General features: G+C 63.6%; 15 protein-coding genes. 4 read left to right on the top strand and 11 right to left on the bottom strand.

Annotated features, from left to right (window positions below; all coding sequences use genetic code 11):
• Window positions 1–41: 41 nt before the first annotated feature.
• Entirely contained in the window at window positions 42–2,219 is a 2,178-nt protein-coding gene (gene dinG, locus B2J69_RS02600; protein WP_081136060.1) for an ATP-dependent DNA helicase DinG, read from the bottom strand.
• Window positions 2,220–2,402: 183 nt separating this feature from the next.
• On the opposite strand from dinG, the gene B2J69_RS02605 reads away from it, so the two are divergent.
• The gene (locus B2J69_RS02605) at window positions 2,403–3,674 is read left to right on the top strand and encodes a histidine-type phosphatase (protein WP_081136061.1); all 1,272 of its coding nucleotides are present in this window, start codon (window positions 2,403–2,405) and stop codon (window positions 3,672–3,674) included.
• Here the strand turns inward: B2J69_RS02605 and B2J69_RS02610 are convergent.
• From B2J69_RS02610 to B2J69_RS02620, 3 genes are read right to left on the bottom strand one after another with little or no spacing between them, the layout of a single operon-like run.
• Window positions 3,659–4,126 (bottom strand): GNAT family N-acetyltransferase, encoded by a 468-nt coding sequence (locus tag B2J69_RS02610; protein ID WP_081136062.1) that lies wholly within the window; start codon window positions 4,124–4,126, stop codon window positions 3,659–3,661. The genes B2J69_RS02605 and B2J69_RS02610 overlap by 16 nt on opposite strands.
• Window positions 4,123–4,650 carry a GNAT family N-acetyltransferase gene (locus B2J69_RS02615; protein ID WP_081136063.1) on the bottom strand — a complete coding sequence of 176 codons (528 nt, stop codon included), beginning with the start codon at window positions 4,648–4,650 and terminating at the stop codon, window positions 4,123–4,125. The genes B2J69_RS02610 and B2J69_RS02615 overlap by 4 nt, the downstream gene beginning before the upstream one ends.
• The gene (locus B2J69_RS02620) at window positions 4,647–5,210 is read right to left on the bottom strand and encodes a helix-turn-helix domain-containing protein (protein ID WP_081136064.1); all 564 of its coding nucleotides are present in this window, start codon (window positions 5,208–5,210) and stop codon (window positions 4,647–4,649) included. Before B2J69_RS02620 ends, B2J69_RS02615 begins: the two co-directional genes overlap by 4 nt.
• A 151-nt stretch (window positions 5,211–5,361) precedes the next feature.
• On the opposite strand from B2J69_RS02620, the gene B2J69_RS02625 reads away from it, so the two are divergent.
• Window positions 5,362–6,102 carry a MerR family transcriptional regulator gene (locus B2J69_RS02625; protein WP_081136066.1) on the top strand — a complete coding sequence of 247 codons (741 nt, stop codon included), beginning with the start codon at window positions 5,362–5,364 and terminating at the stop codon, window positions 6,100–6,102.
• Window positions 6,103–6,267: 165 nt separating this feature from the next.
• Here the strand turns inward: B2J69_RS02625 and B2J69_RS02630 are convergent, their stop codons facing one another.
• From B2J69_RS02630 to osmF, 4 genes are read right to left on the bottom strand one after another with little or no spacing between them, the layout of a single operon-like run.
• Window positions 6,268–6,999, bottom strand: a complete 732-nt coding sequence (locus tag B2J69_RS02630) for an ABC transporter permease (protein ID WP_081136069.1) — start codon at window positions 6,997–6,999, stop codon at window positions 6,268–6,270.
• On the bottom strand, window positions 6,999–7,934 hold the full coding sequence (locus B2J69_RS02635; RefSeq protein ID WP_081136072.1) for an ABC transporter ATP-binding protein: 936 nt from the start codon (window positions 7,932–7,934) through the stop codon (window positions 6,999–7,001). Before B2J69_RS02635 ends, B2J69_RS02630 begins: the two co-directional genes overlap by 1 nt.
• On the bottom strand, window positions 7,921–9,102 hold the full coding sequence (locus B2J69_RS02640) for an ABC transporter permease (RefSeq protein WP_081136075.1): 1,182 nt from the start codon (window positions 9,100–9,102) through the stop codon (window positions 7,921–7,923). The genes B2J69_RS02635 and B2J69_RS02640 overlap by 14 nt, the downstream gene beginning before the upstream one ends.
• Window positions 9,103–9,105: 3 nt before the next feature.
• Window positions 9,106–10,020 carry a glycine betaine ABC transporter substrate-binding protein OsmF gene (gene osmF, locus B2J69_RS02645; RefSeq protein ID WP_081136078.1) on the bottom strand — a complete coding sequence of 305 codons (915 nt, stop codon included), beginning with the start codon at window positions 10,018–10,020 and terminating at the stop codon, window positions 9,106–9,108.
• 208 nt (window positions 10,021–10,228) lie between these two features.
• On the opposite strand from osmF, the gene B2J69_RS02650 reads away from it, so the two are divergent.
• Window positions 10,229–11,704 carry an MFS transporter gene (locus B2J69_RS02650; RefSeq protein WP_081136081.1) on the top strand — a complete coding sequence of 492 codons (1,476 nt, stop codon included), beginning with the start codon at window positions 10,229–10,231 and terminating at the stop codon, window positions 11,702–11,704.
• 33 nt (window positions 11,705–11,737) lie between these two features.
• On the opposite strand, the gene idi is transcribed toward B2J69_RS02650, so the two are convergent.
• From idi to B2J69_RS02665, 3 genes are all read right to left on the bottom strand, one after another.
• Window positions 11,738–12,271 (bottom strand): isopentenyl-diphosphate Delta-isomerase, encoded by a 534-nt coding sequence (gene idi / locus B2J69_RS02655; RefSeq protein ID WP_081136084.1) that lies wholly within the window; start codon window positions 12,269–12,271, stop codon window positions 11,738–11,740.
• Window positions 12,272–12,390: 119 nt separating this feature from the next.
• Window positions 12,391–14,286, bottom strand: a complete 1,896-nt coding sequence (locus B2J69_RS02660; protein ID WP_081136087.1) for a methyl-accepting chemotaxis protein — start codon at window positions 14,284–14,286, stop codon at window positions 12,391–12,393.
• 163 nt (window positions 14,287–14,449) lie between these two features.
• Entirely contained in the window at window positions 14,450–15,559 is a 1,110-nt protein-coding gene (locus B2J69_RS02665; protein ID WP_081136090.1) for a suppressor of fused domain protein, read from the bottom strand.
• Between the two features lie 263 nt (window positions 15,560–15,822).
• Between B2J69_RS02665 and B2J69_RS02670 the strand changes: the two genes are divergently transcribed.
• A complete protein-coding gene (locus tag B2J69_RS02670) occupies window positions 15,823–16,116 on the top strand; it encodes a hypothetical protein (RefSeq protein WP_081136093.1) in 294 nt (97 codons plus the stop codon).
• The last annotated feature ends 69 nt before the right edge of the window (window positions 16,117–16,185 follow it).

Here is a 16,185-nt window from a genome sequence, read left to right on the forward strand (position 1 = left end):
CAGAGACCGCCGCAGAACGGCGGCCAAAAGAGGTTCAGGGTTTATCGCTTCGCCGCTGTTCGACGCGCGGGACGGCGCGAATTTGTTGCCGACGCCGGCGCGCGTTTCACTTTCAGCGCAGCGGGCGCTTCCGGCTGCTCGATGGGAAACACCGGCAGCGCGGCCAGCAAGCGGCTGCCATAGGCTTTGCTCAGCAAACGGCGATCGTAAATCACGATTTCGCCGTAGCACTGATGGCTGCGGATCAGACGGCCCACCTGCTGAATCAGCGTAAAAGAGGCGCTGGGCAAGCTCTGCACTTCAAACGGATAGCGGTTCAGGCTTTTCAGCCATTCGCCCTCGGTCAAAATTACCGGACTGTCCACCGGGGGAAAAGCGATTTTATGAATATGCACCTGACTCAGCAGGTCGCCTTTCAAATCCAGCCCTTCCGCGAACGACTGCAGGCCGATCAGAATGCTGGTTTCGCCCTTCGTCACCCGTTTGCGATGCAGATCCACCAGGCGCGAGCGCGGCTGATCGCCCTGCACCAGCATCGTGAGGCGTAGCTCCGGCAGCTGCGCGACAAACTGCTGCATCGCGCGGCCGCTGGCGAAAAGCACCAGCACCCCTTTGTGCTTTGCGGTTTTCATCTGTTGACGGAAGAAAGCCGCCATCTCAGCGATATGCTCCGCCTCGGTCGCCATCAGCGGCTCATAACGCATCTGCGGGATCACCAGCTTGCCCTGATCGACGTGATTGAAGGGTGAGTCGAGCGCCACAAAGCGATCGCCCGCTTTTTCATTGAGGCCAGACATCTCCTGCAGGCGACTGAAGCTGTTAAGCGAGCGCAGCGTGGCGGAGGTCACCACCACATGGGGAATTTTACGCCACAGCAGCTTCTCCAGCTGATCGCTGACGCGAATGCCGGCGCAGTGAAACAGCAGATGCGGCTGGCCTTCGCGCAGCTCGCGGCTGATCCATTTGGACACCGGCGCGCCCGAGGCTTTCGGCATCGCCGCCAGCCGCCACAGCTTGCTGACGGACTCGAACCAGCCGAACTGGCGGTTAAGCTGCAGCAAATTGCGGTGCAGGCGCATCAAATCGACGCTGCCGGTCTGCTCGCTCAGGGCGTTGATTAGCCCCTCCGCCAGCCCGCGCAGCGCATCGCATAGTTTGAACAGGCGCGCGCAGAGCGACAGCAGCTCTTCTGGCAGCTCGCCCAGCACAAAGCGAAATTCTCCTGGCTGATGATCGGCGGGCAGCAGCGGATTCAGCGCCTGGCTCAGCGTAGTCAGCAGTTCGCGCAGCTCGTCGCAGTGCGCTTTAAGGCGCTCCGGATTGCTGAGCGGCGGCGGTGATTTCGGGCGCATCTGCGTCATAATGCCCTCTACCAGCCGCACGAAGAGATCAAGCTGCAGGCTGCTCCAGCCGGGCGTGATGTCCGCGCTCATCTCCAGCGCGTCGCGCGCCACATCCGGCAGATGATGTCCTTCGTCCAGCACCAGCATCAGCTGTTTCGCCGGCGGCAGCACCGACTCGTTTTCCATCGCCGCCATCACCAGCGCGTGGTTCGCTACCACCACGTCAACCTGCTCAATTTCACGGCGAGCGACGAAGAAGGGGCATTCGCGATACCAGCGGCAGTGGGAGCCGAGACAGCTCGCCTTGTCGGTGGAGAGACGCTGCCACAGGCTGTTGCTGATGTTCTCCTCGCTGTGGTCGCGCAGACCATCCCAGGCGTAGCCGCCGAGCGATTTTTCCAGCCGCGCGCACTGCGTCTGCTCCTCTTTGGTGCTGCTTACCGCTTCGTCGTCAAGATAGAGCAGCAGATCGCCCTGCTGATCGTCGCTGGCGGCCAGCGCCGCCAGGTTGCGCGGACAGACGTAGCGCCCGCGCCCGAAAGCGGCGGTAAAGGTCAGATCGGGAATGATCTTTTTCAGCAGTGGCAGATCTTTAGTGAAGATTTGATCCTGCAGCGCCACATTGGCGGTGCTGATGATGAGGGTTTTCTCTTCGGCGCGGCTCGCGGCGATGCCGGGGATCAAATAAGAGAGGGTTTTGCCGACGCCGGTTGGCGCTTCGATGGCCAGATGGCGCGCGTCGTTGCCCGCCAGGCACTTCGCCACTTCAGCGATCATCTGGCGCTGCGGCGCGCGGGGAATAAAGTCCGGCACCTGCTGCTGTAGCGCCTTATACCACTGCGCTATCTGGCTTTTAATTGCTGCTGTCAGGGCCATAGTCGTTTACCGCCGGGTGAAAATGGCCTGTATTTTTACACAGTAATCCGCCAGCGTCAGCTTCAGGGCGCATTTTTTCGCGCCGCCTCGTAGAATTCAGCACCGACACCCTCTTCGCCTGGCCAGCGGCCCAGATTCGGCGCTATGGTGTGCCCTCACAGCCATTCTCATAAGAAAAGAGAGATGACTTTTGCCCGTATGACGCTTGTGGCACGCCTGTTTCCAGCTCTCGCGCTGCTGTTTTTCGCCGCTCAGGCGAGCGCGCAGCCAGACTATCAGCTGGAAAAGGTGGTGGAGCTAAGCCGCCACGGCGTTCGCCCGCCGACGCCCGGCAACCGCAGGGAGATGGAGGCCGCCACGCAGCGCCCCTGGCCGATATGGCGCACGCGCGACGGCGAGCTGACCGGCCACGGCTACGCGGCGGTGGTGAATAAGGGACGCTGGGAAGGCGACCATTATCGCCAGCTCGGTTTGCTGACCGCCGGCTGCCCGCAGCCACAGACCATTTATGTGCGCGCCAGCCCGCTGCAGCGTACCCGCGCCACCGCCGAGGCGCTGGTTGACGGCGCTTTTCCCGGCTGCGGCGTCGCGATCCATCACGTGGCGGGCGATGACGATCCGCTGTTCCAGACCGAGGCTTTTGCCGCGACCCGCCCTGATCCCGCGCGGCAGCGCGCGGCGGTCGCGGCGACAGCAGGGGATCTGGCCGCGCGCCAGCGGGCGCTGCAGCCGGCCATTCAGGCGTTGAAACAGGCGGTGTGCCTCTCCGAGGCTCGCTGCGCGCTGTTCGATCAGCCCTGGCAGATCCGCCAGAGCAAAAGCGGCAAGCCCTATGTCGCCGGGCTGAGCGTCATGGCGAGCATGGCGGAGACGCTGCGCCTCGGCTGGAGCGAAAACCTGCCGCTCAGCCAGATCGCCTGGGGCAACATCACGCGCGCCTCGCAGATCGGCGCTATCCTGCCGTTGCTGACGGCGAACTACGACCTCAGCAACGATGTGCTCTATACCGCGCAGAAGCGCGGCTCAATTTTGCTCGACGCCATGCTAAAACAGATCGCGGGAGAGGATGCCGCGCCGAATGCGCGCTGGCTGCTGCTGGTGGCGCACGACACGAATATCGCCATGGTGCGCACCCTGATGGGCTTTAGCTGGACGCTGCCTGGCTATACGCGCGGCAATATTCCGCCCGGTAGCAGTCTGGTGCTGGAGCGCTGGCGCGACAACGCCAGCGGCCAGCGCTTTCTGCGCCTCTATTTTCAGGCGCAGAGTCTGGATGCGCTGCGCCGCCTGCAGCCGATCGATGCGGCGCATCCGCTGCTGCGCGAAGAGTGGCGGCAGGCTGACTGTCGCGTGACGCCGGTCGGCACCCTCTGCCCGCTAAAAAGCGCCGTGCGCGCGTTAAGCCAGCAGATCGACCAGCAGGCGGTGACGCCGGTCAGCTATGCCTCGCCCTGACCGTCCAGCCGCTTGCCCAGGCACTGCGCCTGCGGCATCGCGGCATAGGGGCCAAACGACGCAATCGGCTGATAGCCGTGACGCGCGTAAAATGCCAGCGCGCGCCCGTTTACGCGTCGCGTTTCCAGCCACAGCTGCTGGTAGCCTGCCTGCCGCGCCTGCTGCTCGAGGAAGGTCAGCAGCGCCGCGCCGACACCGTGGCTCCCCGGCAAGGCGAACATGCGTTTAAGTTCGGCCACGCCAGGCTGTAACGGACGGAACGCGCCGCACCCGACCGGCTGCCGCTGCGCATTGCGGGCCACGGCGAACAGGCGTCCCGGCATCTCCATCTCCGCCGCATCAAAGCGGGCGCGGCCGCTGCTGCCGGTCAGCCGTGCCAGCGTGTCGGAAAGCTGATCCAGCAGCCAGCGCGCGTCAGGATGATCCGCGCTTTCACGCGCCACCTGAATCATGGCCGGCGCTCCAGCCGCTTAAACATCACCGTCGTCGCCTCCCGTTCGCCGGTAATCGACTCGGCGTAGCCGGGGATCGCGCCAGCGATCTGCCAGCCAAGCGACAGATAAAGATCGGTGGCGACGTCGCCGCTGCGGGTATCGAGCACCAGCAACGTTTTGTCCAGCGCCTGCGCCCGCTGCTCGGCCAGCCGCATCAGCTGGCGCGCAATGCCCTGTCGGCGCGCGCGCGGATGCACCAGCAGCTTGCTCACCTCCGCGCGATGGCGGCCATTCGGCATACTGCCGACGCCGAGCATGACGCAGCCCACTACAACGTTGTGCTGAAAGGCGATGAGCAGCTCGCTCTCGCCGCTGACGAGGTTCGCCGCCCGACTGCGCCAGAACTGCTCTATCACGGCGAGATCCTGCGGGTCGGTAAAGCCGATGCTGGCGCCGTCCGCGACGCACGCCTGCAGCAGATCGCTCAGCTGGGTCAGCCGCTGGCGCGCCTGCGCGACATCCATCCAGGCAAAATTTGTCATGGCTTGCACACCACCAGCAGATAGCGCGCGCCGTCGGTGAGGTGCGCCTCAAACGCGGAGCGGCCTGTGAGATGAAAACGCAGGCAGTCGCCGGTTTGCAGCGTCCAGCTCTGCCCGTCCATGGTGATGGTCAGGCCGCCTTGCTGCAGCCAGATATGCTGCTCCAGCCCCTGCACGGGCGGCGCGTCGTAGTCGATGCGCGCACCGGGACGCAGCTGGCCTTCGACCAGCTCCGCGCGAAAATGAGCGGCGGGCGGCGAAACGTTGCGCCGCACGAATCCGCTGCTCTCGTCGCGCCATACTGGCTGCTGCTCGGGCGTCAAAAGCAGATCGACGCCCTCTTCCACTTCACTTAGCAGCCGTGACATGGTAAGACCGTAGGCGACGCATAAACGATTTAATAACGCAGCCGTAGGGCTGGTTTCGCCGCGCTCAATACGCGACAATGACGCCCGGCTGATGCCGGTTGCCGTGGCAAGCTCATCAAGCGACCAGCCGCGCTGGAGGCGCAGTTCCGCCAGGCGAGCCGCCAGGCGTTGTTCAGTTTCTGCAATCAGCATCCGCTTTATCTCACATATGGGAAAATTATCTCACAGATGAGATTAAGCGTGAAATACGCGCCAGGGTCAACTTGTACACTTAAAAAACATTTGTACAAGTTGATCCTGTTGGTTAATGTTATGGGATTGCTGCAGGAAGTTTGGGGAAGTTATGGCCTTTTACAGTATCGGCGACGTTGCCGAACGCTGTGGAATAAATCCAGTCACGCTGCGCGCGTGGCAACGTCGTTATGGCTTATTGAAGCCGCAACGCTCTGAGGGTGGACATCGTCAGTTTGATGACGAGGATGTTCAGCGCATTGAAGAAATTAAACGCTGGATCGAGAGCGGCGTGCCGGTGGGCAAAGTCAAGGCGCTGCTTGAAGGCGAAAACGTTAACGTTCATGACGGTTGGGTCAATCTTCAGGAAGAGCTGATGAGCGTGCTGCGCCACGTCAGACCGGCCAAGCTGCGGGCGAAAATCGCCACGCTGGGACGCGAAAATCCGGTGGATGCCCTGATCGATCACGTCATTATGCCGGTACGGCAAAAGCTCGGGCTGGATCAAAACACTGCGCGCGTGATGAGCAGCCTGCTGGACGGCGCGCTTATCGACTACGTCGCCTTCTGTCTCGCCGCCAGCCGCAAAAAAGCGGGTAAAGATGCGCTGATCCTCGGCTGGGCGGTGGAAGATCGCACCCGCATCTGGCTGGAAGCCTGGCGTCTCTCGCAGGAGGGATGGCGGCTTGACGTGCTGGCGGAGCCGCTGGATCTGCCGCGGCCGGAACTCTTTCCCGGCCAGACGATTTTTGTCTGGACCGGCAAAAAGCTGACCCGTCGCCAGCAGGAGCAGCTGACGCACTGGCAGGAACAGGGTTTTACCATTCGCGCGCACGAAACGCGCTTTCAGTAAAACGCACGCAGGGCCCTTTTCGCCTCGCCCTGCCCGCGTTATCATCCCCGCCTTTCTGGCACTAATCAGGTTTCCGCATGAACTGGCAAAAAATCTTCTTCGCAACGCTGTTTTTCATTATGGCCGTCGGCGGCACCGGCGGGCTGATGCTGGTCGGCTACACCCTTATTCTCCACTCACGCTAAGCCAGCGCTGCAGGCGCTCAAACAGGCGATCGCTGACAATCGCCAGCAGCGCCACCAGCAGCGCCCCCTGAATTACATAGGCGGTATTAAAGCCGCTCAGGCCGATGATCACCGGCGAGCCGAGACTCTCCGCGCCCACGGTCGAGGCGATCGCCGCCGTGCCGATATTCACAATCACCGACGTCCGTACCCCTGCCAGAATCACCGGCGCCGCCAGCGCCAGCTCGACCTGCCATAAACGCTGCCAGGGGCTCATGCCGACGCCGTCGGCAATCTCCCGGCTGCTGGCGGGCACGCTGTCCAGCCCGGCCAGCGTGCCCTGTAAAATCGGCAGCAGCCCGTAGAGAAACAGTGCCGCAACCGCAGGCCAGGCGCCGAACCCCATCACCGGCACGGCGATCGCCAGCACCGCAACCGGCGGAACGGTCTGGCCGGCCGCCACGATGGTCTCCACCAGCGGTCGAAAGCGCCGTCCTGCGCGCCGCGTGACCAGCACACCGCTGCCAACGCCCGCCAGCAGCGCCAGCGTGCTGGCGGTCACCACCAGAAAGAGATGCGCCAGCGCCAGCTGCACAAAGCTCTCCTGCTGATAGAGCGGCCGCGCCTGCTCCGGGAACCACCAGGCGAACAGCGGACCGCTGTAGGGCAAACCGACCAGCAGCGCGATAAACAGGATAATCAGCCACAGCAGCGGATCCTTCAGCCAGCGCATTATTGTCCCTCGCGCAGCGTCAGCAGATCGCTGAAGTAGAGCACGCCGAGCGGCTGCTGACGCTCATCCACCACCGGCAGTTTGTCGGTGCGCTGCGCGATAAACTGCGACAGCGCCTCGCGCAGCGACTGGGCGGCCGCCAGCGGCTCGCCTTCCAGCCATTCGCCGCGCCGCGCCGCATTGCCTACCTGCCCCAGCGACAGCAGGCGCACGCCCAGCTCGCTTCTGCCAAAAAAGTCGCGCACAAAATCGTTTTTCGGCTGGGTCAGCAGCGCAGCGGGCTTGCCCTGCTGCACGATTTCGCCGTCGTCCATCAGCACGATGTTGTCCGCCAGCGTCAGCGCCTCGTCGATATCGTGCGTTACCAGCACAATGGTGCGGCCCGACAGACGGTGAATACGCAGCATCTCCTGCTGTAGCGCGCCGCGCGTCACCGGATCGAGCGCGCCGAAAGGCTCATCCATCAGCAGCACCTCTGGATCGGCCGCCAGCGCGCGCGCCACGCCGACGCGCTGCTGCTGCCCGCCGGAGAGCTGATGCGGCAGGCGACGCGCCAGCTGGGCGTCCAGTCCCAGCAGCGCCAGCAGCTCCTCTACCCGCGCGCGAATGCGGGCTTTTGGCCAGCCGAGCAGCGCCGGCACGGTGGCGATATTTTTTTCCACCGTCCAGTGGGGAAACAGGCCGATCGACTGAATGGCATAGCCCATGCGGCGACGCAGGTCGCGCGCCTCGAGCCGGCGAATCGACTCGCCGGCGAACAGGATCTCGCCTTCGTCAAACTCCACCAGCCGGTTGATCATCTTCAGCGTGGTCGATTTGCCGGAGCCGGAGGTGCCGAGCAGCACGCTGAACTCGCCCTCGCCAATCTGCAGCGTCAGATCTTTCACCGCCGCCTTGCCGGCGAAATGTTTACTCACGCCGTTAAAGTGAATCATGGGTTCTCTCCAGCAGGGAAATCAGCAGGCGGAACAGCGCGTCGATGATAACCGCCAGTGCGATCACCGGGATCACGCCGAGCAGCACCAGATCGAGCGCGCTGCTGAGCAGCCCCTGAAAAATAATGGCGCCGAAGCCGCCCGCGCCGATTAGCGCGGCGACCACCGCCATGCCCAGCGTCTGCACCACCACCACGCGCAGGCCGGCGAGCCACACCGGCAGCGCCAGCGGCACGTCGACGGCGAAAAAGCGCTGCAGCGGGCTCATGCCCATGCCGCGCGCGCTTTCACGCACGTCGCGCGGCACCTGCTGCAACCCGGCCACCACGCTGCGCACCAGCGGCAGCAGCGCGTAGAGCGTCAGCGCGATCAGCGCCGGCGCCATGCCGATGCCGCTGATGCCCCATGCGCCGAGCCAGGGAAAGGTTTTCGCCAGTCCGGCAAGAGGTGCGATCAGCAGGCCGAACAGCGCCACCGACGGCACGGTCTGGATAACGTTCAGCACGCTGAAGACGCCGCTCTGCCACGCCGGACGCCGGTGTAGCAGCACGCCGAGCGGCAGCCCGATCAGCAGCGCCGGCAGCAGGGTGCCGCAGAGCAGCGTCAGGTGACGCGCCAGCGCCGCGTCGAACACCGCGTGACGGTTGGCGTACTCTTTTAGCAGCGACAGCGCGTTCAGCTCGCCGCTAAACAGCATCAGCAGCGGCAGCAGCCAGATCTGTAGATTAAGCAGCAGCCGCCAGAGGCTGTTGCGCGTCAGGTTGCGCGCCAGCTCCGCGCCGAGCAGCAGCGTGACGCCGCACGCCAGCCACAGCCCGCCGCCAAAACTGGTGCGCGCCAGCGCGCTGCCCTGCGCCGCCAGCCGCGCCGCCTCGTGCCCGCTCAGCCAGATCATGCCGGTCAGCAACGCGTCGCAGGCGAGCAGCATCAGCGCCAGCGAGACGCGTGACGGCCGCGCCCACAGCAGCAGCCAGAGCGCCGCCAGCGGCAGCGCCAGCCAGCCGGCGTCTTCCGCCTGGCCGAGCATCAGAGGCTGGCCGGAGACCAGCCGGTTCGGGGCGTAGCTCAGGAACGGCAGCCAGTAGAGCGCCAGACTCAGCAGCAACAGCAGCAGCAGCGCGACCGGCTGCCGCCGCGCCGGCAGCATCGCTTCCCGCGATAGCGCCATGGTTTACAGCAGCTTCTGCTGCTGCAGCCATTCGCTCGCCACGCTGCTGGCGTCCTGGCCTTCGACGGCGATTTTCGCATTCAGCTGCTGCAGGGTTTTCTCATCCAGCTTGCTGAAAACCGGCTTCAGCCAGCTGTCGATGTCGGGATAGGCTTTCAGCACCGATGCGCGGATCACCGGCGTCGGCGCATAGATCGGCTGCACGCCTTTGGGATCGCTCAGGGTTTGCAGGCCCAGTGCCGCCACCGGGCCGTCGGTGCCGTAGGCCATCGCCGCGTTGACGCCGGAGGTCTGCTGCGCCGCCGCCTTAATGGTCACCGCCGTGTCGCCGCCCGCCAGCGAGAGCAGCTGGCTCTGGGTTAATTTAAAATCGTAGGCTTTTTCAAACGCCGGCAGGGCGTCGCCGCGCTCGATAAACTCCGCCGAGGCCGCCAGCTTGAAGGTGCCGCCTTTTTTCAGGTAGCGGCTGAGATCCTCCAGCGAGCTGAGCTGGTTCTGCTGCGCAACATCCTGGCGCACCGCGATGGTCCAGGTGTTGTTCGCCGGCGCAGGCGTCAGCCACACCAGCTGATTTTTATCGGCGTCGAGCTTTTTCACCTTCTCATAGCCCTGGCGCGCGTTTTTCCAGGCGGCATCTTTTTCGTCGTTGAAGAAGAAGGCGCCGTTGCCGGTATATTCAGGATAGATATCGAGTTCGCCCGCGGTGATGGCGCCGCGCACTACCTGGGTGGTGCCGAGCTGGATTTTATTCACCGTTTTCACGCCGTGCTTCTCCAGCACCTGCAGGATCACATTGCCGAGCAGCGACCCTTCCGTATCGATTTTCGAACCCACGCGCACCGGATCGGCGGCCTGCGCCGCGCCCGTCGCCAGCAGCAGCGCGGCTGCCGTCAATGCCAGAAAACCAGACCTTGCCATGAGGTATTCCTTTAATTCGGTTATTTGTGAGGTGCTTATAGAGAATAGTCGTTTCGTCATGCATCGCGTAACACATTGCCTGAAGCGTGAAGTGTCGCGCCTCAACTTTTTCATACCGTTATCGGTCTGGTTATAACTGAAAAGAATTTACGTCCAGACGTCTGGACGGTAAGCTGTCCGTTCACTCACAATAATCACAGACAACATCATGACCGATCTTACTTCTTCTTCCGCCCACGTGGCGTTGACAGGGAGCCAGCCCGGCGGCGAAACCCAGTGGATCCGCAGCGCGGCGGATGTGTCGCGCCTGATCAATAGCGGCGACGGCGCGCGCAACAACGCGCGCATCGTGGTGGCGATCGCGCTGGGCGGCGTGTTTCTGGACGCTTACGATCTTGGCGCGCTGGCGTTCGGCATCAAGGATGTGGCGCGCGAGTTCAACCTGACCCCGACCGGCACCGGCATGGTCGCCTCCGCCATTACCTTCGGCGCCATCGTCGGCGCGCTGATCGGCGGCTATCTCACCGATAAAATCGGCCGCTATCGGGTTTTTATGGCGGATATGTTCTTTTTCGTGGTGGCGGCGCTCGCCTGCGCCTTTGCGCCCAACGAGTATGTGCTGGGCGGCGCGCGCTTTGTGATGGGGCTGGGCGTCGGCATCGATCTGCCGGTGGCGATGGCGTTTCTCGCCGAATTTTCCCGCCTGCGCGGCAAAGGCAATAAGGCGGCCAGCGTGGCGATGTGGTGCCCCACCTGGTATGCGGCGATCAGCATCTCCTATCTGCTGGTGCTGCTGCTCTACGCGGTGCTGCCGGAGAGCCACACCGGCTGGCTATGGCGGCTTATTCTCGGCTTCGGCGCGGTGCCTGCGCTGATTATTATCGCCATCCGCAGCCGCTATATGAGCGAGTCGCCGGTGTGGGCAGCGAATCAGGGCGATCTCAACGGCGCGGCCGCGATTCTGCGCAGCGGCTGGAATATTAACGCGCAGGTGGCGGAGGATGCGGCGGCGACGCCGCCTCAGCCCGCGCGTCGCGCCAGCTGGCGCAATTACGGCGCGCTGCTGCGGGGCGTTTACCTGCGCCGCACGCTGCTGGCGACCATTACCTCCGTCGCCTCTTCTTTCGCCTATAACGCGGTGGCGTTTGGCCTGCCGGTGATTATTAGCAGCTTTTTCGCCCAGTCGATGCTGACCACTATTTTAGTGTCGCTGGCGCTTAATCTGCTGTTCGCCTTTGTCGGCGGCGTGCTGGCGGTGCGGATGGTGCCGCGTCTCGGCGCGTGGAAGATGTCAGTGGCGGGCTACGCCTGTCAGTGCGTGGCGCTGCTGGGCCTGGCGTTGATTGGGCGGCCCGAAGGCGGCCAGGAGGCGGGTGTCGCTATCGCTATGCTGGCGCTGTTCCTGTTCGGTCAGGGCTTTGGACCGGGGTCGCACACCATGACCTTCGCCTCGCTTAGCTATCCCACCTCGCTGCGCGGCGTCGGCGTCGGCTTTAACCAGACGCTGATGCGCGGCAGCTCCACGGTGTCGCTGTTTCTGTTTCCGGTGCTGGTTGCCGCGCTCGGCACCGGCGTGTTCTGGGTGATTTTCCTCGCGCCGCTGGCGGGACTGCTGGCGCTGCTGGCGATCCGCTGGGAGCCGTCGGGCTACGATGTGGACGCGGAGGATTTTGCCGGACGTTAAAGAAATGGCCGCCCACCGGGCGGCCATTTCTCTTTACGCCGGCATACTCAGCGCATTTAAATAGGCGGGTATGCGCGGAAAGGTGTAGAGAAACCAGGGGGTGAACTGCTGCGGCTCCTCCAGCATCGCGCGCTGGATGTCGCTCACCGAGAGATAGCGCCAGTCGTCCGCCTCTTGCGGATCCGGCGTCGGCAGGTCGTCGCTGATGGCGAAATAGACATGACCATACTCATGCTCGGTGAGACCGTTGCTGAGCGGCAGGTTATAGCTCAGCTCGAATACCGGCGTCAGCGAGAGTTCCAGCCCCATCTCCTCATACAAGCGGCGCTCCGCCGCCTGCTGGGTCGGCTCGGCGGGATAAGGATGGCCGCAGGTGGTGTTGCTCCACAGGCCGCCGCAGTGATATTTGCCGCTGGCGCGGCGCTGCAGCAGCAGTTCGCCGCGCGAATTGAACACGTAAACCGTCACCGCGCGATGCAGCAATCCCTTCTCATGCACTTCCAGCTTTTCCATTTTACCGGTGGGACGATCGAGATGGTCGACGAGGATAACTTCGATAGCAGACATGGGGATTCCTTAAGATAACTCCTACTATTCTGGCACATCCCTGCCGTTTCATGCCGCGTGAATTCGTGCGGTTTCCCGCAAAAAAAGGGCCCGCCTGCGCGAGCCCCTCCGGGTAAAGATTACAGACGGAAGCTTTGCACCACCTGCTCCAGCTGCACGCTCTGCTCCTCCATCGCCTGGGCGGCGGCGGAGACCTGCTCCACCAGCGCGGCGTTCTGCTGCGTGGTGCCGTCGAGCTGGGTGATGGCGACGTTGACCTGCTCGATGCCCATGCTCTGCTCGCGGCTGGCGGACATGATTTCGCTCATTAGCGTCGTCACGCTGCTGACGCCCTGCATCAGTTCGTCCATGGTTTCTCCCGCCTGCTCCACCAGCTGGCTGCCGGCGTCAATATTAGCCACCGACTCTTCGATCAGCTTTTTGATTTCGCGCGCCGAGTTGGCCGAACGCTGCGCCAGGTTACGCACTTCCGAGGCGACCACCGCGAAGCCGCGGCCCTGCTCGCCTGCTCGCGCTGCCTCCACCGCGGCGTTGAGCGCGAGGATGTTGGTCTGGAAGGCGATGCTGTCGATGACGCTGATAATATCGACCACTTTGCGCGAGGAGTGATGGATTTCGCCCATGGTGTTCACTACCTGACGCACCACCTCAGTGCCGCGCGACGCCACCTGCGACGCGTTGCCCGCCAGCTGGTTGGCGTGGGTGGCGTTATCGGCGTTCTGCCGCACCGTGCCGGTCAGCTGCTCCATAGAGGCCGCGGTTTCAACGATCGAGCTGGCCTGCTCTTCGGTGCGTGACGAGAGGTTGGCGTTGCCGCTGGCGATTTCACGTGAGGCGGCGGTAATCGCCAGCGCGCTGTCGCCGACCTGACGCATCAGCCCCTGCAGATAGCTGATAAAGTTGTTGAAGCTCTGCGCCACGGCGTTGAATTCCGGGCTGTTGCTGGCGGGCAAGCGCTGGGTCAGATCGGCCCCGCCCTGCGCCAGCGCGTCGATATTGCGATGCAGCAGGTTAAGGCGCTGCATCATCGAGCGGATAAAGCCCAGCAGCACCAGCAGCAGCACGATCGCCAGCGGGATCTGCACCAGGCCGAGACGCGTCAGCATGCTGTGCGTTTGCGCGGTCAGCAGGCTGGTCGGCACGTCGCTGGCGAGATACCAGGGGCTGCCGGCGATCGCCTGCAGGAACAGCGTATGTTCGCCATCCTCGCCGTCGAAGGTGGTTTCCGTCGGCTGGCTACCGGCGCTGCCCAGCAGGGTTTTCAGCGACGCCGCCATCGGCAGCTGCAGATCGCTCAGGTTTTCCAGCTTCGGCGTGCCGTCCACCAGCGCGGCGTTGCCTACGACTTTGCCGTCGGCCTCGACAATCAGCACGCGGCCCTGAATGGCGTCGCCCATCTCTTTCGCCAGATGGTTGAAGAAGCCGAGCGTGACGTCGATAGTGGCGACGCCCCAGACGGTGCCGTCACGATAGATCGCCATGGCGCAGTTGGTGCGCGGCTGCGGGCTGGCGGCGTCCTGGTAGGCTTTCGCCCAGGCGCACTGCCCTTTTGGCGCGGCCATGCCATCTTTGTACCAGGGCTGCTCCCAGTATTTGTCGGCGGCGTCGGAGTTCCAGTAGGTGTTGACCTGCAGCTGGTTGCTGGCGTTGCGCGCAAAGAAGCTGCTGTCTTTCTCTTTCGCCGCATCGCGTCGATTAGGCAGCGGCCAGATGCCGCCGCCGAAGACGTTGCTGTCCTGATACTGGTTCACCAGCGTCGGCAGCAGAGCGTCGATGGTGGCGCTCTCCATTACGCTCGCCGCCTCGGTAATGGCGCGCTGCTGCGCCTGCACGCGGTTCATCTGCTCGACGATGCCGGTCGCCAGCGCGTCGACCTGGTAGCGCACCAGCTGGCTCTGGTTAGCGGTTAGCTGTGGCGCGATAAACTGCTTGATCACCACGACCGTGATCAGCATCAGAACGAGAAAAAAGAGAACAAGAACCGCGGTGAAGCGGGATTGAGTTGTTTTAAGCATCTGCTTTCCCCTGGCAGAATCGGCGCGATTGCCTGATCAGGGTTAACGGCGCGGGCAGAGGTAACTTGAGGCGCGCGCGATCACAAATTTAACAACTCGTTGACAGGGGTGATTATTTAGTTGCTGACCACGGCCCGCGCGCTGCCTGAACAGCGCGCCGCCGTCAGATGTCGCTCTCGACTACCTGCTGGCGCGGACGGAAAATGTGGTTATTGCCCGCCGCCAGTAGCCGCTCCGCCAGCTGCTGGCCGCCCAGCTCGTCCGCCTGGGCGAACAGGCGCTCCGCTTCGGTGATGGGCGTCGCCCACAGCAGGCTGGGTCGATCGCCGTCGCGCTTCGGCAGGCTAAACTGCGCGCTCTCGTCCGCCAGCGCGTTCGCCAGCAGGAAACTCTCGAAGCCGACCGGCGCCACTTCCGACGCCAGCGTGTGGCCCTCGCCCAGCCAGGTGAGGCGCGCCCAGGGCAGATGGGCGAATTCCGCCAGCGCGCTCGCCATCTGCACCGCATTGCTCTCGGTCATCACCTCGCCGTCCACCGCCATCGCCAGCTCGATGCGGCGATACTGCGGCGCCAGCTCGTCAAACAGATAGTCGACCTGCGGCATCGGACGGATGCTCATGCCGAGCGTGAGGAAATACCAGACGCCCTGATGCCAGTGCTGGGAGATGGCCATCGGCGGCCAGCTGCCCTGATCGATAGCGTAATATTTTACCGACTCGCCGAACTGCGCCTGATAGCGCTGCAGCAGCGCCTGCTGCACGCGGTCCCACTCATTGCCGTCATACCAGTCGCGCCAGAACTGACGCTGGTGCTCGGCGCGCGCGTAGTAGTCGTTGGTGGAGGCGGAACCGAGCGGCGCGGTGAGCCGGTTTGGTTTGATACAGCCGGAGGAGAAGCTCACCTGTTTCTCCTGATAGAGGCTCCAGCCCGGGATCACCGCCAGCAGCTGGCCGTAATACCAGAGCGCCGCGCCGTCGTCGCTCGGCTCCCAGAGCACCTGCAGACCCGCCGGATCGAGCGGCGGCTCCGCCTCAAGGGTGCGGCAGAACTCGGCGCTGAGCAGCGGCGCGATGCCCTGCTCCATCGCCTCGCGATCCTCCTGGGCCGGCGCCGGCAGCAGATTGCGCAGCCAGCAGCCGCGCACCGCATACTGACTGCGGAACAGATCCGTCGGCCAGATGTAAAAGTAAGCGGTGCGCGCATCCTGCTCGACAATCGCCGTCAGTGTATGTTGCTGATTGTGGACCTCAGCAATCAGAGGTTGGTAAGTCATAGCGCCTCGACAAAGCCTTAGGGATCCATTTCCCCGAGAGTAGAGCAGGATCCGCACTGCCGCCACGTGAGACAAGGGTAAAACTCTCAAAGTCAGATCGACGCCCGCTCCCGAGAGTAAGCAACGGTTAAGCAGGCGACGCAAAAAGCTGCGCAACTGCTCAGCGGCGCTAATTCATTGCCCGCCGTGAGGGTGAAACGCTATTCGCGTTTTTCCGCAGTCGCCCCATGCTATGGTCGCGTTATCTCTTTTATCGGAGGCGCATGATGCTGCTGGTTCCCGATTTTTCCTGGCGCGAGTTAGCGCTGCTTGCCCTTTTTCTCCTGCTTCTCTATCGCTACACCTCGCTGACGCTGGCGATTGCGCTGATGGCGCTGGGCCTGATGGCGCTGGCGCTGCTGCCCGCCGATCTCTGGCCAAGCCTGCTGTCGCTGGGAACGATCGGCGTCGGACTCGGCGTGCTGGCGCACCACTGTCAGCAGCGCCAGGCGACGCTGCGCCGTCAGGCGCGCAGGCCGCGCAGCTATACCCGGCCGCACGATGAGTTCCGTACTTAACGCCGGGTTATCTTTTGCAACGCGGCGCGGTTAAGCCGCGCTGCAGCGGCGCCTGCATTACGCCAGTAA

Origin of the sequence: Pantoea latae (genome assembly GCF_002077695.1) — a bacterium.
GTDB classification, from domain to species: domain Bacteria; phylum Pseudomonadota; class Gammaproteobacteria; order Enterobacterales; family Enterobacteriaceae; genus Pantoea; species Pantoea latae.